The sequence below is a fragment of the Acinetobacter sp. GD03645 genome, assembly GCF_029845285.1.
Lineage (GTDB): Bacteria > Pseudomonadota > Gammaproteobacteria > Pseudomonadales > Moraxellaceae > Acinetobacter > Acinetobacter corruptisaponis.
In genome coordinates this window covers 244147-260469 of sequence record NZ_JAOCLL010000002.1, presented here as the reverse complement: position 1 = coordinate 260469, position 16323 = coordinate 244147, and the positions used below count along the sequence as shown (strand labels likewise).

The window sequence follows — 16323 nt, the reverse complement described above, 5'->3', positions numbered from 1 at the left end:
CAGATTGTGTCGGATTAATGATTTCAAATATGTTTTTAACATGAAATTCTAATGTGACCCAAAGACTTATCCCTGAGATTTACAGACCATCCATTCAAAAATAAATTCCTAAAACCGAGGGCATCATGTCAAAAAAACTGCAAGTTTCGATTGTTGCGATTATTCTGCTGGCTTTCGTTTATGTGTATGCGTCTCCCTATCTGGTGATTTACCAAATCCATCAGGCACTAAAGAATGAGGACAGTGCAGCACTGGCAGCCTATGTGGATTTTCCCAGTGTTCGACAGGGAATCAAGGATCAGTTGAATACTGAGCTCGTAAAGAAATTTCCAGAACATGCACAGGCATCCGAGGGTGGCTTTGCCGCTTTCGGTGCCTTACTGGCTTCTTCGATGGTTGATAAAATGGTGGATGTGATGGTCAGTCCCCAAGGCGTTGCCATGCTTTTACAGGGAAAAAAGCTAAAAGAAAGTTTGCCATTTCAAGCCCAGCTTGAACAGTCCGAACAACAGCAAACACAGGCAGGAGAGCAGGCAAAGGAAAAGCTGTCTTATCATGGTAAATATCAGTCATTCAATCGCTTTACGGTGGAAATCCGTCATCCACAAAAGCAGCCTCCAATTAATGTCATTTTGCAAAGACAAGGCTTGAGCTGGAAAGTCACACAAATCGTATTGCCAATTGAGCAATTGAAATAGATCAGTGCTACATTAAAATCAATTGTGTAAAGTGCAAAACAAGGAACAAATAAAATGTTGGGAACAATTTTAATTGCGTTGATTGCTATATTGCATGTTTATATTTTAGTGCTGGAAATGTTTTTATGGGATAAACCCTACGGTTTAAAGGCTTTTGGTAACACACCAGAGAAAGCACAGCTGACCAAGGTTCTGGCACAAAATCAGGGCCTGTATAATGGCTTTCTGGCAGCAGGTTTGTTTTGGTCGTTACTGGCACCCGCAGGCTTTGCTGTTGCAATTGCCAACTTCTTTTTAGGCTGTGTACTGGTTGCAGGCATCTATGGTGGACTGACCGCCAGTAAAAAAATTATTTATATTCAGGCTGTACCTGCATTGATCACCTTAATTGTTGTCAATCTTTTTTGATAATACTCAACAATAAAAGTATTTATTCAACTTTGTTTATGGTTTAATGAGCTCAGTTTGAGATGAGCCTCATACAGTATATCGGACAATACGATATACGACTAAGCCCCTGAATAGGGGCTTTTTTATGTCTGTATCACTTGTTTTAGGCGTGATCCAACCCCAACCACTCTCTTTGCTGATAGGCACTGTCCCAGAAGAGCCATTCCAGTTTTGCACCCATGCTATAGGCTGCATGCATTTTTGCCAAAGTATCCGCATCACAGCGTGCGGCCACTTTATCAACGGTTGCAATCACGTTGTGTACCGCGGTATGAAACTCCTCACCTGAATAGGTATCCACCCATGCCTGATAGGGATTATTTTCCACAGACTGGCTGACAATATCGTTGCCAACCTCTGCATAAATCCAGAAACACGGCAACAGCGCGGCTAAAACCACAGGGTAGCTTTCCGACCAGGCCGTTGCGGTCAGGAACGATGTGTAATGATGACAGGCAAGGGTTAAAGGCGTGCTTTCAAACTCGGTTTTAGTAATACCAAACGCCTGCATGAAATCCTTATGTAGGCTGCGCTCCACAATAATCGCAATTTTGGCGGCCTCAGAAAACTGGATCACGTCATCTGCGTCAAAGGCCTTTGCTGCTGCAACAGCCAATGCGCGACCATAAGCCAGTAAGTAATGTGCATCCTGAATGACATAATGACAAAACGCCTTACTGTCTAGTGTGCCAGCGGCAAGCTCCTGATTAAAAGGCAGTGCCAATATTTTTTGATATAAATCGAGATTACGTTGCCAAACATCTTGAGAAAACGTCATAAACTGAACCTATAAACGTGTTATTTCATCAATCATGGCAAAACTATAGCAGAGTCTGGTTTTCGCCAATGCATTTCCCAAAAATAAGTGCAACAATCTTCACAATTTTTAGCTCAAAATTCGCCTACAATAGGCACATTTTTAAATCCTGACGATTTCGTATAAAGGCTGCTCATGAAGCATTTTCGTTTCTCAATTTTTTTTACGGTAGTGTGTCTGGCACTATCCGCCTACTGGGGCTATACGCATGGTCCCGAAGCAGGTGTGGCAACCATGCTCAAGGCGCTCACCATTACTGCAATTCTGGCGGTGATGGAAGTCTCCCTATCGTTTGACAACGCTGTTGTGAATGCGTCGGTATTACGTGGTTGGGATCATTTCTGGAAAATGATTTTCTTGACGGTGGGTATCCTGATCGCGGTATTTGGGATGCGTCTGGTTTTCCCTGTGGTGATTGTAGCTGTGACTGCCGATATGGGCATGGTCGAAGTGGCTAAACTGGCACTCAATGATCCAAAAACCTATTCAGAACGCTTAATGGCGCATCATGCTGAGATTTCTGCTTTTGGCGGGACTTTCCTGTTGATGGTGTTCCTGAATTTCTTCTTTGATGATGGCAAGGAAACCCACTGGTTCAGGTGGCTGGAGGCCAAGTTGGCGCATCTGGCCAGTGTTCCTGCGATGTCGGTTTTCCTGGCACTCATCGCAATGCTGATCATGGCGGCGAATGTGGATGAGGCTGCACGTCTTGCGGTGACGATGGCGGGCATCTGGGGCATCGTGGTGTATATTGGCGTGCAGGTGCTGAGCCATTTACTGGGTGGCGAACCTGAAATTGATGAGAATGGCAATGCGGTGACGCATGATTCCAGTGGGGCGGCTTCAGGTGTGGTCAAGGCGGGTTTCGGTGGATTCCTGTACCTTGAGGTGCTGGATGCATCGTTTAGCTTTGATGGTGTGATTGGGGCGTTTGCCATCACCAGTGATGTGGTGATCATCATGCTGGGTCTTGCGATTGGTGCGATCTTTGTCCGTTCGATGACAATCTATCTGGTGGAGAAAGGAACGCTGGATGCCTATATCTTCCTTGAACATGGCGCACACTACGCGATTGGCGCACTGGCATTTATCATGATTGCCAGCGGTACAGGCCTGCATGTGCCAGAAGTGGTTACAGGTTTGATCGGGGTCGCCTTTATTGTTTGGGCGGTACTTGCCTCGATTCAGTACAGTAAGCGGGAACAGCAGGCCTCTTAAGCTCATTTTCAGTTTGGTCATGTATTTTATAAGGGAGCAAATATTGTTCCCTTATTTTTTCTCCCAAAGCTAGGGGCTGTTGATACTTCATAGATGCTTGCGACAGAGGATATTTTTTAGACGGTACAAGGCGTGATTTGCGAAATTTAGTCATTCTAAATGAGCAAGGCATAACGCAGTAGCGGCAAAAAATATCCCTGTCCCGCAGGGTTATGGCTAAAACTTCCCTAAACTGTGTTATGAAACTTGCCAAGGGATTGCCATTGCCTGCGTTTCATGCCTTGTTTATGTCGTTTTAGCCGATAACGCAATGCATGGATGAAATGTCAACAGCCCCTGTGTTTTTTCATAATCTATTTATAACCTTTGTAGGCGAATGGCTTATAATTCGCTAAGCCAGTTACAGTGTCTTATCAACAATGAATGCTTTAGAACGCCGTTCAACCTTTGCCTTAAGTAGCATTTTTGCCTTACGCATGTTGGGCCTGTTCATGATTATTCCTGTCTTTTCTGTTGCAGGGCAGTCCTACCAGTATGCAACACCAGCCCTGATTGGTTTGGCTGTCGGGGTGTATGGCCTAACCCAGGCAATCTTACAAATCCCATTTAGCCTGTTGGCAGACCGCTTTAGCCGAAAACCCCTGGTTGTTTTGGGCCTGTTGCTGTTTGCATTGGGCGGGGCAATTGCTGGCCTGTCTGACACCATTTATGGGGTGATTATTGGACGGGCGATTGCGGGCGCGGGTGCAGTGTCAGCGGTGGTGATGGCATTGCTGGCCGATGTCACCCGTGAGGAGCAGCGAACCAAGGCAATGGCTGCGATGGGCATGAGCATTGGTTTGTCCTTTGTGGTGGCATTCAGCTTGGGACCTTGGCTCACCAGTATTGTGGGTATTTCAGGACTATTTTTCGTCACCACACTGATGGGGCTGGCGGCAATCCTGATGTTGTTACTGGTTCCGAAAGTGACCCGACATCATCGAAACTTTCAGCAGGGCTATCTGAATCAACTGAAACAGGTGATGCAGATGGGAGACCTGAACCGTTTGCATGTATCGGTTTTTGCCCTGCACCTGTTGTTAACAGCCATGTTTATCTATGTGCCATCACAGTTGATTGAATATGCGCAGATTCCACTTGCCAAACATGGTCTGGTTTATTTGCCACTATTGGTGATTAGCCTGTTTTTTGCCTTTCCAAGCATCATCATTGCGGAAAAATACCGCAAGATGCGGGGCATTTTCCTGTCTGCAATTGCGGGGATTATTGGTGGTTTGCTGATCCTGATCTTCGGTTATGAATCCAAATATGTACTACTGGCTGGGCTGGGCATTTTCTTTATTGCGTTCAACGTGATGGAGGCCTTGCTGCCATCCTGGTTGTCCAAGGCCGCACCCCTCCAGTCCAAGGCCACCGCAATGGGAGTAAACGCCAGCAGCCAGTTTCTGGGCGCATTCTTTGGCGGTACGCTGGGTGGGCAGCTTTTGATGTTACAGAATACTGCGCTCGGGTGGAGTGTGCTGGCGGGGATTGCTATACTATGGCTGCTGATTAGTTTTGGGCTGGCGCAGCCAAGATATTTATCCTCGATTGTATTGCCCCTGCCTCAAGCGGTACAAACAGATGAATGGACTTCAAAACTATTGGCAATTCGTGGTATTGAAGAAGTGGTGGTGATGCCCGAACAGCAGGTTGCCTATATTAAGGTCGATAAGCAGTGTATTGATGATGCTGGGCGACAAGATTTAACGCACTTGTTGGGCAAAGAGGTAGCCATTTAAGCATAACTCTTATAAAGTAAAACATAGAAATACATAGGATGAAGACAGCTAATGCGTGGTGTGAATAAAGTTATTTTAGTCGGTACTTTAGGTAAAGATCCAGAAACTAAAACCTTTCCAAATGGTGGGTCATTAACCCAGTTTTCGATTGCAACAAGCGAGTCGTGGGTAGATAAGAATACGGGTGAACGTAAGGAACAAACGGAATGGCATCGTATTGTGTTGCACAACCGTCTGGGTGAAATTGCACAACAATACCTGCGTAAAGGTTCAAAAGTCTATATTGAAGGTTCATTGCGTACACGCCAGTGGACAGACCAGAATGGTCAGGAACGCTACAGCACCGAAATCCGTGGTGACCAAATGCAGATGCTTGATTCACGCCAGCAAGGTGAACAGGGCTTTGCAGGTGGCAATGACTTCAATCAGCCACGATTTAACAACAATAACAATCAGGGTGGCGGTTACCAGAATACGGGCTTTAACAATAACCAGAATGGTTATGGTCAAGGCGGTGGCTTTTCTGGTGGAAATCAGGGCAATTATGCAGGCAGTCCACAGGCAGGCAATGGTTTTAATACACCAAAAGCAGCACCACAACCTGCGGCGGCTGCTCCTGCGGATTTAGATGATGATTTACCGTTTTGACACCTACTAGAGACCATGTTTTGTAAAGTTTATAAAATTATTCTTTATTAGCAGTTAGTTACAAAAGAAATTTACAGATACTAGAAATGGTTCTGTAAATTTTTTTACTTATGATCTATGATATTTAATACTTAGATATTTTGTTAAATATAACCATGATGTCTGTTAAAAGATTTGTAATGAGTAGTGGTGAGAGATTCGCTGTTCTTTTGAATAGTGATGGTGTTCCTATGACTTATCCAAATTTATATACGATCATTCATTTAAGAAATCGTGGTCTATCAATCAATACTATTACAGCTATTCTGGAAGATATTAAGTTGCTGTTTCAGTTGTTGGATAAGTTAGGAATTGACTTGGAACAAAGGATAAAAAGTAAAGATTTTTTAAAATTAAATGAAATCGAAGCTTTAGTAAATTTAACCAGTTTCAATCGCAGTCGATTAAGTGGGGCAGCTTCAAAAACAAAGATCATAAGTTTTCCAAAAAGTAATAACAAAGAGCGAGCTAGAGCAAAATTGGTTGTTACTCAGGACTATGTATCCAAACAATTAATATATCGGCGGTTAACTAATTTTGCTGAATATATTGGATGGTTTGAGACATATCTTCATTCATCAGCAATAACAAGTACAAAACGGTTGTTAAAATCTCGTAGACCCCGCAAGTCCACGGATATTCAGTCTGAATACAAATCTTTTGATAGTGATCAATTACATAAAATTTTAAAGGCAGTTGATCCGGATAATCAGAATTGTATCTGGACTTCAGATTACATTACTTATAGAAATGAGCTGATTACCTATTTGTTTTTATATCTTGGATGCCGTAAAGGTGAATTATTAAATTTAAAAGTTACAGATATAACCCTCTCTAAAGGTGGTACATCGTATCTTACTATTAAGCGTAATCCTCATGATGGAAGTGATTCTAGGCTATATCAGCCGTTGGTTAAAACTAGAAGTCGATCAATTGCAGTCAATCAAAACTTAAAGAAAAAATTAGAAACTTATATTTTAAATTATAGATCAACCATACCAAATGCAGAGCTAACTGACTTTTTGATTTTATCAAATAAAGGTCAGCCACTTTCAATCAATGCTTTAGATAAAATCTTTTATGAAATCTCTAAAGCTGTGCTATTCAATGTACATGCACACGCATTTAGACATACTTGGAATGACAAATTTTCTGAGAAATCTCAACTTTTAGTGGCAACAGGTCAAACGACTGAAGCTCAAGTTGAAAATGATCGTGCTTATCTGATGGGGTGGATACCTAACTCACAAAGTGCAAGAAGATATTCAAGACGTGCAGAGAACAAACGTGCTGTAGAGATTTGCTTAGGTATCCAAGAAAAATTTGAGGATGAAAATGAATAAATCAATTCGAATCGATAGCTTAGATAAGTCGCAAAATACTTTTACCTCATTCAAAGGTTATGAGTTTAGTATCGATGATCAGAAATGGGTATTAGATATCAATAAAACTATAGATATCTCTCGGATACGAAATTATGAGTTTTCTGTCCAATCAGATGTGGTCATGACTTTGGTTCATTTTGCTAAGTATAGTTCAAGTTCACATACAGCAAACATGTGCGAATATATTGGTAAATATTTTGATATTACAGGAGAGAATCATTTTTCAATTAAAGGTCTTTTAAATTATAAAAATTTTTATTCGGCAAAAAAAGATGAATACAAAGTAGCTATGCTACGAGTCTTTTTGAAGAAACTATATGATTTAGGTTATTCCTCAGTAGATGATGAAGTTTACGATCTAATGGATTCATGGAGATTGAGTGGCAATGAAAAAGGAGCAGCAGTCCTTTCCCTTGATCCAGATGAAGGCCCATTTAGCCCATTCGAATTTCAAACAATTATCACTAGAACCAATGAATATTTAGCAGAAAATAAGATTTCCTATTATGAGGCTGCTCTAATTCGTGTTTTTTGTGCGACTGGTAGACGACCAATCCAAATTGCAGGATTAAAGATAAAAGACTTATACGTAACGGATAAGTATAATTTTAATGATAAAAATGAAGTTCATATACTTAACATTCCGAGAGCTAAAGTTAGAGGTGCTAGTGGATTCCGATTTGCTTTTAGTGAAGTTGGAATTCGTGAAAGTATCGCTCAAATTTTATTTGAGCATATTCGGGTTCTGGAACAAACATTGAGTAATGCAATTAATCGAGAATTATTAAAACAGGAAGTTGATGAACTACCATTATTTTATGATCTTGAAAAATTAACAGAGTTAGATTGGGGCGATGAAAAGGAAATTTCGAAAATTTTACCGAATGAAATTATTCATTTGCCTACGGTTCAACTAACTCAAAAATTAAAAGATGCGGTAAGAAAGCTTGGTGTTCGTTCAAGGGAAACAGGTAAGCCAATATTTGTTAATGCTTATAGGTTTCGCTATACGCTTGGAACAAATGCTGCTAGGCAAAAAGCAGGCGTGAATGTTATTGCAAAGCTGTTAGATCATCATGACACCCAGAATGCACACTGCTATGTAGAAAGTGTTCCTGAAATTGCACAACAAATTTCATCTATCATGGATGAAAGTTTACGCAAATATGCAGATGCTTTTCAGGGAAAAGTTGTAAAGGATGAGATTGAGGCTCAATCACAAGTTAAAGATGCGAATAGAATTTCTTATGTAGAACAGGATTGTGATGTCGGCTCATGTGGTACACATCAATACTGTAACGATTATGCACCAATCGCATGTTATCTGTGTAGTAAGTTTATGCCTTGGGCAAATGCACCTCACCATCTAGTTCTAGAGCAATTAATAAAAGAACGAGATGATCTAATTGCGATGGGGTGTAGCCTTGAAGTCGCTGCCGTGAATGATCGAACAATTATTGCTGTTCAGCAAGTTATTGATGCTTGTAAGGAGTTTAATCATGGATAATTTAATATATTTTCCATCTGACAAAATCCAATCTCCTTACTCCGAAATAAAGCGGTTTATTGATTTTGTTAAACAGTTATCAGAATTAAATGAAGATATTAGATTTGATGAGAATTATTGGAAAGGTGAAGTAAACTTTGTCAAAACGGGTATTTCATCCAAAGATAGATTACCTGAAAATCTTTTGCATCATTCAATTCTAGAATTTGCCAAAGCGTATGTTAAGTATCAGAGAATTAAGAGCAAGTTAAAAACCCAAGATACAATTCTTTCAATTCGGGCAATAGAACAAATATGCTTAGACCGATATGGTGAAGTTGATTTAACTAAATTGGTTATTGCAGATTTTGACTTGGCTGCTGAAAATGCAAAAGTAAATTATAAAGCGAGTTCTGCTTACCATGTAGGTAGACAACTAAAGATTCTATTGGATTTTCTTCGCCAATTAAAAATAGTTGCTTTACCAGAATGGAAAAATCCAATTAAAAAACCTGCTGATAAGTCGATTGTGCTAGATGAGGAGTCAGAGGAACATAGAGAATCTAAACTTCCTGATGAGGATGCGATTTTTGCATTAGCTGATATTTTCTCACGGAAAGATTCAGAATTGTCAGATAGAGATATTTTTGTTACCAGTGCTGTGAGTTTGCTTCTAGCTGCGCCAGAACGAGCATCAGAGCTATTTTTCTTAAAGCATAATTGTATCCACGAGGAAGAAGTCCAAACGCTTTCTAAGAGCAGTTTAGGGCTTACAGCAGATGGTTCTAATATTGAGACAGTATTAGGTATTAGGTGGTATGCACAGAAAAATTATGGGCATGACATTAAATACATTCCAAGTGTCATGATCCCAACGGTAAAACGGGCTATTGAACGTTTGATTAAGATGTCAGAAAAGTCTAGACATTTAGCATATTTGCTTGAGACAAGTGATAAATTTCCGAGACATGAGCTTTGTCCTGATGTCCCTGATCATCAATTTTTAAAACGTAGTGAAGTATTATTGGCAATGGGTTTTGATGAGTCAATATGTGATGCTATTGATGCAAATAAAAGTGCAAGACAGTTTTTAAAAACTCGTGATATTCCTATTAGTGATTATGAAGTCTGCCTGAATGATTTAAATATTATGCTGCGAAAGAGACTGCCTCAAGGTTTTCCTTATGTACCTTTTAAGACTGGTAATGGTATTCAGGTTAAATGGTCTGAAGCATTATTTTGTTGTTTCGCAAACCAATTCCATAGTGATAAAGCAACTATTTTCTCAGAATTATGGATGCCCCATATTGATACTTTAAATGAAGATTTATCACCAACCAAAAAGAAGTTACGAGGAAAAGATGAGTTAGCTAATGTGCAATCTATTTTTCAACGGTGGGGATATGGTGACTATAGTATGTCTACACATCAGTTTCGACATTTATTGAATACGATAGCAAATACCAATGGAATGGATAGCATGTTACTCGCTAAATGGTCAGGGCGGGCTGATATGAAGCAAAATCGAGTATATGACCATACTTCGGTTGATGATCGTAATTATGGCTTAATTGAGATGCAGAAAAATGAGGTTGGTACAGTAAATACTGATAGTACATTTACATTCCAGATCGCTACACCTCGAACTCTACAAGAGCTAAATACCAAAACAACATTGTCTATGCACACTACCGAGTTTGGACTTTGTACACATTCTTATATTGATGAACCCTGCTTAAAGTATAGAAACTGTCTTAATTGTACAGAGCATGTCTGTATTAAGGGTAATGCAGAAAAGAAAAAACGACTTGAAGATCGACTTAGAAAAGAAAAAATCTTATGGGCAAAGGATAAGGAGGCTGTTAGTAAAAATGTTACTGGTGCAACGGTCTGGTTGCAAACTAGAGAGCTTACAATTAAACGTTGTGAACAGATGATTACTCTATTGGATGATCCAAACATTCCCGATGGAACACCTTTGAGTCTGCCCCCTTCTGAAGATGTTACACATCTCGATTTAGCGTATCAAAAAGCAGGTCGTAAACGTATCCCCGTTATTGAGAATACTCAACGTAAAAAGATCGAGGATGAACCACGTTTGCTCAGTCCTGCATTGCAAATGGATTTATGGATTTGATATGGCACAGCATTTAACCGATAAAGACATCGAGAATATTGTTGAGCTTCTTGATTATTGGCCTTTAGATCAGAAATTGACTTGGGAACTCCTATGTAAAGCTATTGAGCTACAGCTAGAGTTTGTACCTGCGCCAACTCGTCAAACATTACAGAAATATGTACGAATTAAGAATGCCTATGATCAATGCAAAAAACCAAAATCTACACAGGTTAAGAGTACTCCAACACAGAAATTACCTGCTAGTTTAAAAATTGCTCAAACTAGAATTGAGGCTTTGGAAGTCAAGAATGCCAGACTGGAAAAAGAAAACGCTATGCTGTTAGAGCAGTTTGTAGTGTGGCAATACAATGCTCATAAATATGGACTAAGTATTGCTAAATTGAATGAGCCGATGAGTAAAAAAAGTTCGGATTGATTTTAAGTATAAATAAGATTAATTAATCAGTGAATACTATTTTCTGACTCCGCTAAAAATCAAAGTAATTGACTGGACGGCTGCTTAAAACTATCATTCCCTTGCTGACCTAAATTGTCAGTCGGTTTTAGCAGACCGTGGCGTATAGCGTACCAGATTTATACTTATCTAAGTATGGATTATGTGCGAAACCTTCTTGTTCCCCCTTTGCGGTAGAACGGGAGGGGGACGCTTCGTGCGTGCTGGTTCTATATGCCCAGTCTGCTAACCCCCTCTTTGTTCTACCACCATCATTTAGCAGTGATTTTGGTAGACTTTTATTCGCATATAGGAATTTATAATGTCTCATTCATTTTTCTCATCTGTGCCTCGCCACATGTTCAGCCTCATTATTTCAGACAATGGGGAATACAGAGCTAATTCTTAATTAGCTGTATTAAAAGCAACATTTTTAAATAGAACAATTCATAAGGTGGATGGCTAAGTCACGCCTATAAAAAATACCTATTTTTATGTCCCCCTTGTGATTGTGAGTTATTGCATTAAACATGTGTGGGAATAACTATGGCTGAATTAACCAAACCAAAAATCATTCCAATCGAAAACTACCCAAAGAAATCCAAGCTATTTTTAAAGTGTGTAGTCTTACCGATTGTGATCTTTTTAATTGTTGCCAAGATTTTTTCTTTTGGCGCTTTCGCATATATCTTCTTTGGTTTTGATCTATTCTGGTTTGTGATCATCTACTACCTCTATCAATATGGAAATACTTTCTTTGATGGGATGACCGAACAACTGAAACGTCAGGGTGAAACCTTTAATTATCAAAATCGTGGAGTATGGATTAACAGTCAGGATAAGACCATCATCCTGTTTGATCAGCCTGATCAACGCCTAGTCAAATATCCTTTTGACTATATTACCTCTGTAGGCCATTACAATTTGGTCGAAGATCGCTTCAGAACCACAACTACAGTGATTAGTAACCCGATGATGGGAACACATATTAATCAGCGTGAGCATCGAACACCGATGAAGCGGGAGTTCCAAGTCAATATAGGGACAAGAGATCAATTCAAACCTAGCTATAGCCTAAAAGTGCTATTCCCTTGGCGTAGTCCTCAAATGGCAAGTGAAATCCGCCAGTTACTCTCGGCTGATCATTATCAATAGCAAAATTATGGATCAAGATGGATTAATACCTAATCTGATTCTAATGACAATCAACATAATCTTAATCTAGCTACATATCCTCCCATTTCTTAATAATCGTAGAAGTTGGAGGATAATTGATGATGATTAGAAATTGTATTAGTGAACCTCCTTAGTGTTGATGATGGGCATATGAGCTAAATAATGTGGTTGATGCCAAATAAACTTGTAAATGTTCTAGAAAATATCTCTAAAAATTTATATCCCTAGCTCCTTGAAAAGAATATAGATATCTCCATTTAACTTACAAACAAATTTATATTAAATGAGAATAGTTGTGGATATTATTATTGGTAATGAGTAGTGAAAACTTGCATAATATAATTATTACTTTATATGATGAAGTTTACTCTATAAAGAAAATAATCTTAAAAAAAGCTATTCAGATGTGGAAATTAACTGAGCTTTTTCTGCATCGTAGTAAACAGTCTCAATAGAACCGTTTTTAATATGATTAATAATGTCATTAATGATATTAAGAGAAACTAAGAACCATTCTTGAGGCTTAACAGGGTTTCCAAATCTATCTTCAATGACAATATCAAGCTGCGCTGATTGTAAGACTTTATGAATAAGCTTTTCTAATCTTTGGGGTACAATATTTTCAGGAAGTGAATAAGTTGCGATAAGTTCAACATCAGCAAGCAAATAGGTTGGGTCTTTTCTAGCCTCTGTGATTCGCTTATTTACTTTACCAGTAGTTACTCCAATTTTATGTAGTACATGTCTATTTGCCTTGATAAACTCATTATCAGATAGGCTGCGTAACACATATATTGAGCCGCTTTTGACTTCAATATCAGTATCTTTTTCTGATAAATTACTTGAATTGAATAGAGGTCCTACATTTTTTGTAACTAATATCCGTCTCCCAGCTATATCATCATATAGAGCTTTTTTCAGAGAACGCATTAGCAAATTACTTTCTGTACCATTTGAGTATATCACTCTCATTCTAGCGTCATTTTGTCCATTCGGAGCTTTGAAATATTCTCCTATTTCAGCTACATATACAATTTGTCCATCTAAAATGAATAAATCATTTAATTGAATACTTGCATCTTTACCAAAAGGTTTTGTTAAACGGAGACCTTGTTCTAGGTCCTTTTCAACTTGTTTAAAAACTTCGTTAAATATAGGAAAGTCTAGGCAAACTTTTCGAGTCGCAATTAACTCACTTGCTTCGCGTTCTTTTTGTGGTCTAACATGTTGTAGTGTCAGAATATTATCTTCACTTTCAACTTCAATTCCTAATTCAGAGAGTAGGTCATCATCCTCTAATTTAGACATATTAGATGGTTCGGAAGTAGAACTATTTAATAGATTATGTTGATCAAATTCCTCTAAAAGAGATCTGGCTTCAGGCAATTTCCTAAGCTGGTCAAGTCTGACAGCATAGAGACGTTCAAAAATATCAGCGTCGTTTGAGTTCGATGGAACTCTTTCATTTTTTTCGTAGAATTGAATAATTTCCTCAAACCCAGAAATTAGGCGCTCTTCTTTGGCTGTATAGGTCACCTGTTTTACTGGTGCTAAATCTATACCTAATTCTGATAGCAAATCATCATCAGAAATATCAGCCATAAAATTTACCTTGTTTAACCTAATAGTTCGAATTTATCGAGATGGACTACAACAGAACTCATTGCAGAGTTCTGTTTAATTTTTTCAAGACGAGATGCACATAATTTTTCAAAGATATCTGCATCATCATTAAGGGATGGAACTCGGTGATGAGTTTCATAGAAAACATTAATTTCCTCAAACCCAGAAATTAGACGTTCTTCTAACGGAGTTAAAGCCTTAGTAGATTCTAACTCAAGTTCGATTTCTAGTTCATCTAGAATCTGTTCATCTGAAAGACGTTTCATCACTTATTGTCCACTATCAAATACCAGATTTTGCTTTTTCTTGTGCTTTGAATCTTGCAAAAGCTGCAACACCTTCTGCCATCCTTTTTTCCCAAGCATCTTGAGAGTTAATATCAGGCAAACGGCCTCGCTCTTTTTTAAACTGTACAGCTCGAATTGCCAATTCTTTTGCTTCTTCAGGGCTTAGGTTGATACGCTTAGCTGAGATATGTGCTTGGACTTGTCTTAAGGTAGCTTCATCCATTGCTTTTGAAAGTACGGCATAAGCTGATTCAAATGGATTGATATGATCAATTAAGTCAATATCAAGATCTCTGACATTTATAAACCTCTTTACGCCTTGAATAAAGGCTAAATTTGATTCAGGTTTGTTATCAGTATCTGTAAATTGGGGAGTAGTTCCGCCAAGCGTTTCCTGTGCTTGTTCAAGTTCTTTCTTTGCTTGTTGAATTAAGTTGAAAGCTGCAATTGCATGTTGACGAACTGCTTCTTGATCTTCAGCTTCTAGCTCTGGGTATTTTTCCTGAACAATTTTACCTAATGCTAATTGTGTTAGCTCTTCTGGAACAATATTTTCTTGGTCGAATAAGCCTCGTTCGATTGCTGATTTATTCTGTACAAAGGCTGTGATGATCTCATTCAAATCTTCCTTACAGATTCGATTAGCTTCTTCAGATTCAGGTTTTTTAAGGCCATTGATTTCAACATGGACTTGTCCAGTTTTGTCATTAATACCTATATTATTTTTACCTTTCTGGTAACCATCTTCACCATAATCAAAGCCATCTAAAGCACCCTGATCTTTGGGCGTGAACTCAAAACGAGGGGCGAGTACTTGTTCCATCAATAGGCTTGCAGCAATCGCTTTTAGCATGTCATTGACTGCCTCAACCACAAGTTTTTCTGAGGCATCTGGTTCAGCAATTAAATTGGTAAATTTAGCACGATATTTACCTTCGGCATCACGTGTAGCACGACCAATAATTTGCACAATTTCCGTCAAACTACTGCGGTAACCAATAGTGAGAGCATGTTCACACCAAATCCAGTCAAACCCTTCTTTAGCCATACCTAAGGCAATAATGATATCAACATGGTCACGATTAAAACGCTGCGTAGGATTTTTGAGTGCTGTTAATACTTTGGAACGCTTAGCTGCATCACTATCATCTACAAGGTCTGCAACTTTTAGAGTACGTTTATTACCAAATTCGGTCGTGATTTCGATTAAATGAAATCCTGTCTCATCATCTACACCTTTCCACGTGCCTAGCTCATCCATGATATGTTCAACTTCAAGATGCTTACCAATTTTGGTACTTTCTTTGGAGTTGACGTTTGGGATATGGATAATAGTTTTTAGGTTAGGATCTAATACTTTCATTACAGCATCGGTATATTTTCCTGTATAGAAGAAATAACCAATATCCAGTGCTTTTAAATAGCTATAACCATTTAATTGTTCATAGTAAGTATAAGTAACAGTCTCAAATTTATTTTCATCAGTTGGGGAGAGTACTGCCTCCGAATCTCCACGGAAATATGAACCTGTCATTGCCACAATATGAGCTTTATCACGTTCAATAAATTGGCCTAATTGATTACCTAATTTGTTATCAGGATTGCTGCTTACATGGTGGAACTCATCAATTGCTAAAAGCCGATTGTCAAAAACTTCTACTCCGAGTTCTTCTACTGCAAAACGAAATGTTGCATGCGTACAAACTAATACTTTGTCGTCACCTGCTAAGAACTCACCGACGGCTTTTACTTTAGACTTAGCAACTTTTTCATCATCGGCATTTGGAGCATTACATAGGTTCCAGTGTGGTTGCACTTTCCAATCTGCCCAGAAACCATACTTAGTCAGTTCTTCATCTGCGAAGCTACTACCAATAGAGCGTTCAGGAACGACAATTAAAGCTTGTTTAATACTTTGATTGGCTAACTTGTCTAGGGCAATGAACATTAATGCACGTGATTTACCAGAAGCAGGTGGAGACTTAATTAAAAGATATTGTTCACCACGTTTTTCAAAGGCACGTTCCTGCATTGGACGCATGCCTAGTTCATTCGCTTTGTTGGATGTGCCTGTGCAAGCAGTTTTGATAGAAACAGCAGGAACAGTCCGTTTATTGGTTGGATTTTCTGAAGTTGTCATGC

Annotated in this window: 14 protein-coding genes; 10 read left to right on the top strand and 4 right to left on the bottom strand. The window is 39.0% G+C overall.

Annotated elements, in window-relative coordinates; genetic code table 11:
• Positions 1-125 precede the first annotated feature (125 nt).
• On the top strand, positions 126-698 hold the full coding sequence (locus N5J47_RS02710) for a DUF2939 domain-containing protein (RefSeq protein ID WP_279958763.1): 573 nt from the start codon (positions 126-128) through the stop codon (positions 696-698).
• A gap of 54 nt (positions 699-752) precedes the next feature.
• Positions 753-1106, top strand: a complete 354-nt coding sequence (locus N5J47_RS02705) for a DUF1304 domain-containing protein (RefSeq protein ID WP_279958762.1) — start codon at positions 753-755, stop codon at positions 1104-1106.
• A 145-nt stretch (positions 1107-1251) separates the two neighbouring features.
• On the opposite strand, the gene tenA is transcribed toward N5J47_RS02705, so the two are convergent.
• Entirely contained in the window at positions 1252-1926 is a 675-nt protein-coding gene (gene tenA / locus N5J47_RS02700; RefSeq protein ID WP_279958761.1) for a thiaminase II, read from the bottom strand.
• A 174-nt stretch (positions 1927-2100) separates the two neighbouring features.
• Between tenA and N5J47_RS02695 the strand changes: the two genes are divergently transcribed.
• The 8 genes from N5J47_RS02695 to N5J47_RS02660 all read left to right on the top strand — a co-directional run bounded on the left by N5J47_RS02695 (position 2101) and on the right by N5J47_RS02660 (position 12250).
• Positions 2101-3183 carry a DUF475 domain-containing protein gene (locus N5J47_RS02695; protein WP_279958760.1) on the top strand — a complete coding sequence of 361 codons (1083 nt, stop codon included), beginning with the start codon at positions 2101-2103 and terminating at the stop codon, positions 3181-3183.
• A 419-nt stretch (positions 3184-3602) separates the two neighbouring features.
• Positions 3603-4964 carry an MFS transporter gene (locus N5J47_RS02690; RefSeq protein WP_279958759.1) on the top strand — a complete coding sequence of 454 codons (1362 nt, stop codon included), beginning with the start codon at positions 3603-3605 and terminating at the stop codon, positions 4962-4964.
• A 51-nt stretch (positions 4965-5015) separates the two neighbouring features.
• Positions 5016-5612, top strand: a complete 597-nt coding sequence (ssb, locus tag N5J47_RS02685; protein ID WP_267980849.1) for a single-stranded DNA-binding protein — start codon at positions 5016-5018, stop codon at positions 5610-5612.
• A 155-nt stretch (positions 5613-5767) separates the two neighbouring features.
• Positions 5768-6994, top strand: a complete 1227-nt coding sequence (locus N5J47_RS02680) for a site-specific integrase (protein WP_279958758.1) — start codon at positions 5768-5770, stop codon at positions 6992-6994.
• The gene (locus N5J47_RS02675) at positions 6987-8543 is read left to right on the top strand and encodes a site-specific integrase (RefSeq protein ID WP_279958757.1); all 1557 of its coding nucleotides are present in this window, start codon (positions 6987-6989) and stop codon (positions 8541-8543) included. Before N5J47_RS02680 ends, N5J47_RS02675 begins: the two co-directional genes overlap by 8 nt.
• Complete coding sequence (locus tag N5J47_RS02670; protein WP_279958756.1) at positions 8536-10659, top strand: integrase; 2124 nt, start codon at positions 8536-8538, stop codon at positions 10657-10659. Before N5J47_RS02675 ends, N5J47_RS02670 begins: the two co-directional genes overlap by 8 nt.
• A gap of 1 nt (position 10660) precedes the next feature.
• Entirely contained in the window at positions 10661-11077 is a 417-nt protein-coding gene (locus tag N5J47_RS02665; protein ID WP_279958754.1) for a hypothetical protein, read from the top strand.
• Between the two features lie 564 nt (positions 11078-11641).
• Positions 11642-12250, top strand: coding sequence for a hypothetical protein (locus tag N5J47_RS02660; RefSeq protein WP_279958753.1), 609 nt, complete (start codon positions 11642-11644; stop codon positions 12248-12250).
• A 417-nt stretch (positions 12251-12667) separates the two neighbouring features.
• Here N5J47_RS02660 and N5J47_RS02655 read toward each other — a convergent pair whose 3' ends face one another.
• The 3 genes from N5J47_RS02655 to N5J47_RS02645 are packed head-to-tail and all read right to left on the bottom strand — an operon-like array spanning position 12668 to position 16321.
• Complete coding sequence (locus tag N5J47_RS02655; protein WP_279958752.1) at positions 12668-13873, bottom strand: GIY-YIG nuclease family protein; 1206 nt, start codon at positions 13871-13873, stop codon at positions 12668-12670.
• A gap of 14 nt (positions 13874-13887) precedes the next feature.
• Entirely contained in the window at positions 13888-14160 is a 273-nt protein-coding gene (locus N5J47_RS02650) for a hypothetical protein (RefSeq protein ID WP_279958751.1), read from the bottom strand.
• 16 nt (positions 14161-14176) lie between these two features.
• Positions 14177-16321 (bottom strand): DEAD/DEAH box helicase, encoded by a 2145-nt coding sequence (locus N5J47_RS02645; RefSeq protein ID WP_279958750.1) that lies wholly within the window; start codon positions 16319-16321, stop codon positions 14177-14179.
• Between the last annotated feature and the right edge of the window lie 2 nt (positions 16322-16323).

Coding starts and splice junctions, on each gene's coding strand:
- N5J47_RS02710 (WP_279958763.1), top strand. CDS start 126: ATGTCAAAAAAACTGCAAGTTTCGATTGTTGCGATTATTCTGCTGGCT.
- N5J47_RS02705 (WP_279958762.1), top strand. CDS start 753: ATGTTGGGAACAATTTTAATTGCGTTGATTGCTATATTGCATGTTTAT.
- tenA (WP_279958761.1), bottom strand. CDS start 1,926: ATGACGTTTTCTCAAGATGTTTGGCAACGTAATCTCGATTTATATCAA.
- N5J47_RS02695 (WP_279958760.1), top strand. CDS start 2,101: ATGAAGCATTTTCGTTTCTCAATTTTTTTTACGGTAGTGTGTCTGGCA.
- N5J47_RS02690 (WP_279958759.1), top strand. CDS start 3,603: ATGAATGCTTTAGAACGCCGTTCAACCTTTGCCTTAAGTAGCATTTTT.
- ssb (WP_267980849.1), top strand. CDS start 5,016: ATGCGTGGTGTGAATAAAGTTATTTTAGTCGGTACTTTAGGTAAAGAT.
- N5J47_RS02680 (WP_279958758.1), top strand. CDS start 5,768: ATGATGTCTGTTAAAAGATTTGTAATGAGTAGTGGTGAGAGATTCGCT.
- N5J47_RS02675 (WP_279958757.1), top strand. CDS start 6,987: ATGAATAAATCAATTCGAATCGATAGCTTAGATAAGTCGCAAAATACT.
- N5J47_RS02670 (WP_279958756.1), top strand. CDS start 8,536: ATGGATAATTTAATATATTTTCCATCTGACAAAATCCAATCTCCTTAC.
- N5J47_RS02665 (WP_279958754.1), top strand. CDS start 10,661: ATGGCACAGCATTTAACCGATAAAGACATCGAGAATATTGTTGAGCTT.
- N5J47_RS02660 (WP_279958753.1), top strand. CDS start 11,642: ATGGCTGAATTAACCAAACCAAAAATCATTCCAATCGAAAACTACCCA.
- N5J47_RS02655 (WP_279958752.1), bottom strand. CDS start 13,873: ATGGCTGATATTTCTGATGATGATTTGCTATCAGAATTAGGTATAGAT.
- N5J47_RS02650 (WP_279958751.1), bottom strand. CDS start 14,160: ATGAAACGTCTTTCAGATGAACAGATTCTAGATGAACTAGAAATCGAA.
- N5J47_RS02645 (WP_279958750.1), bottom strand. CDS start 16,321: ATGACAACTTCAGAAAATCCAACCAATAAACGGACTGTTCCTGCTGTT.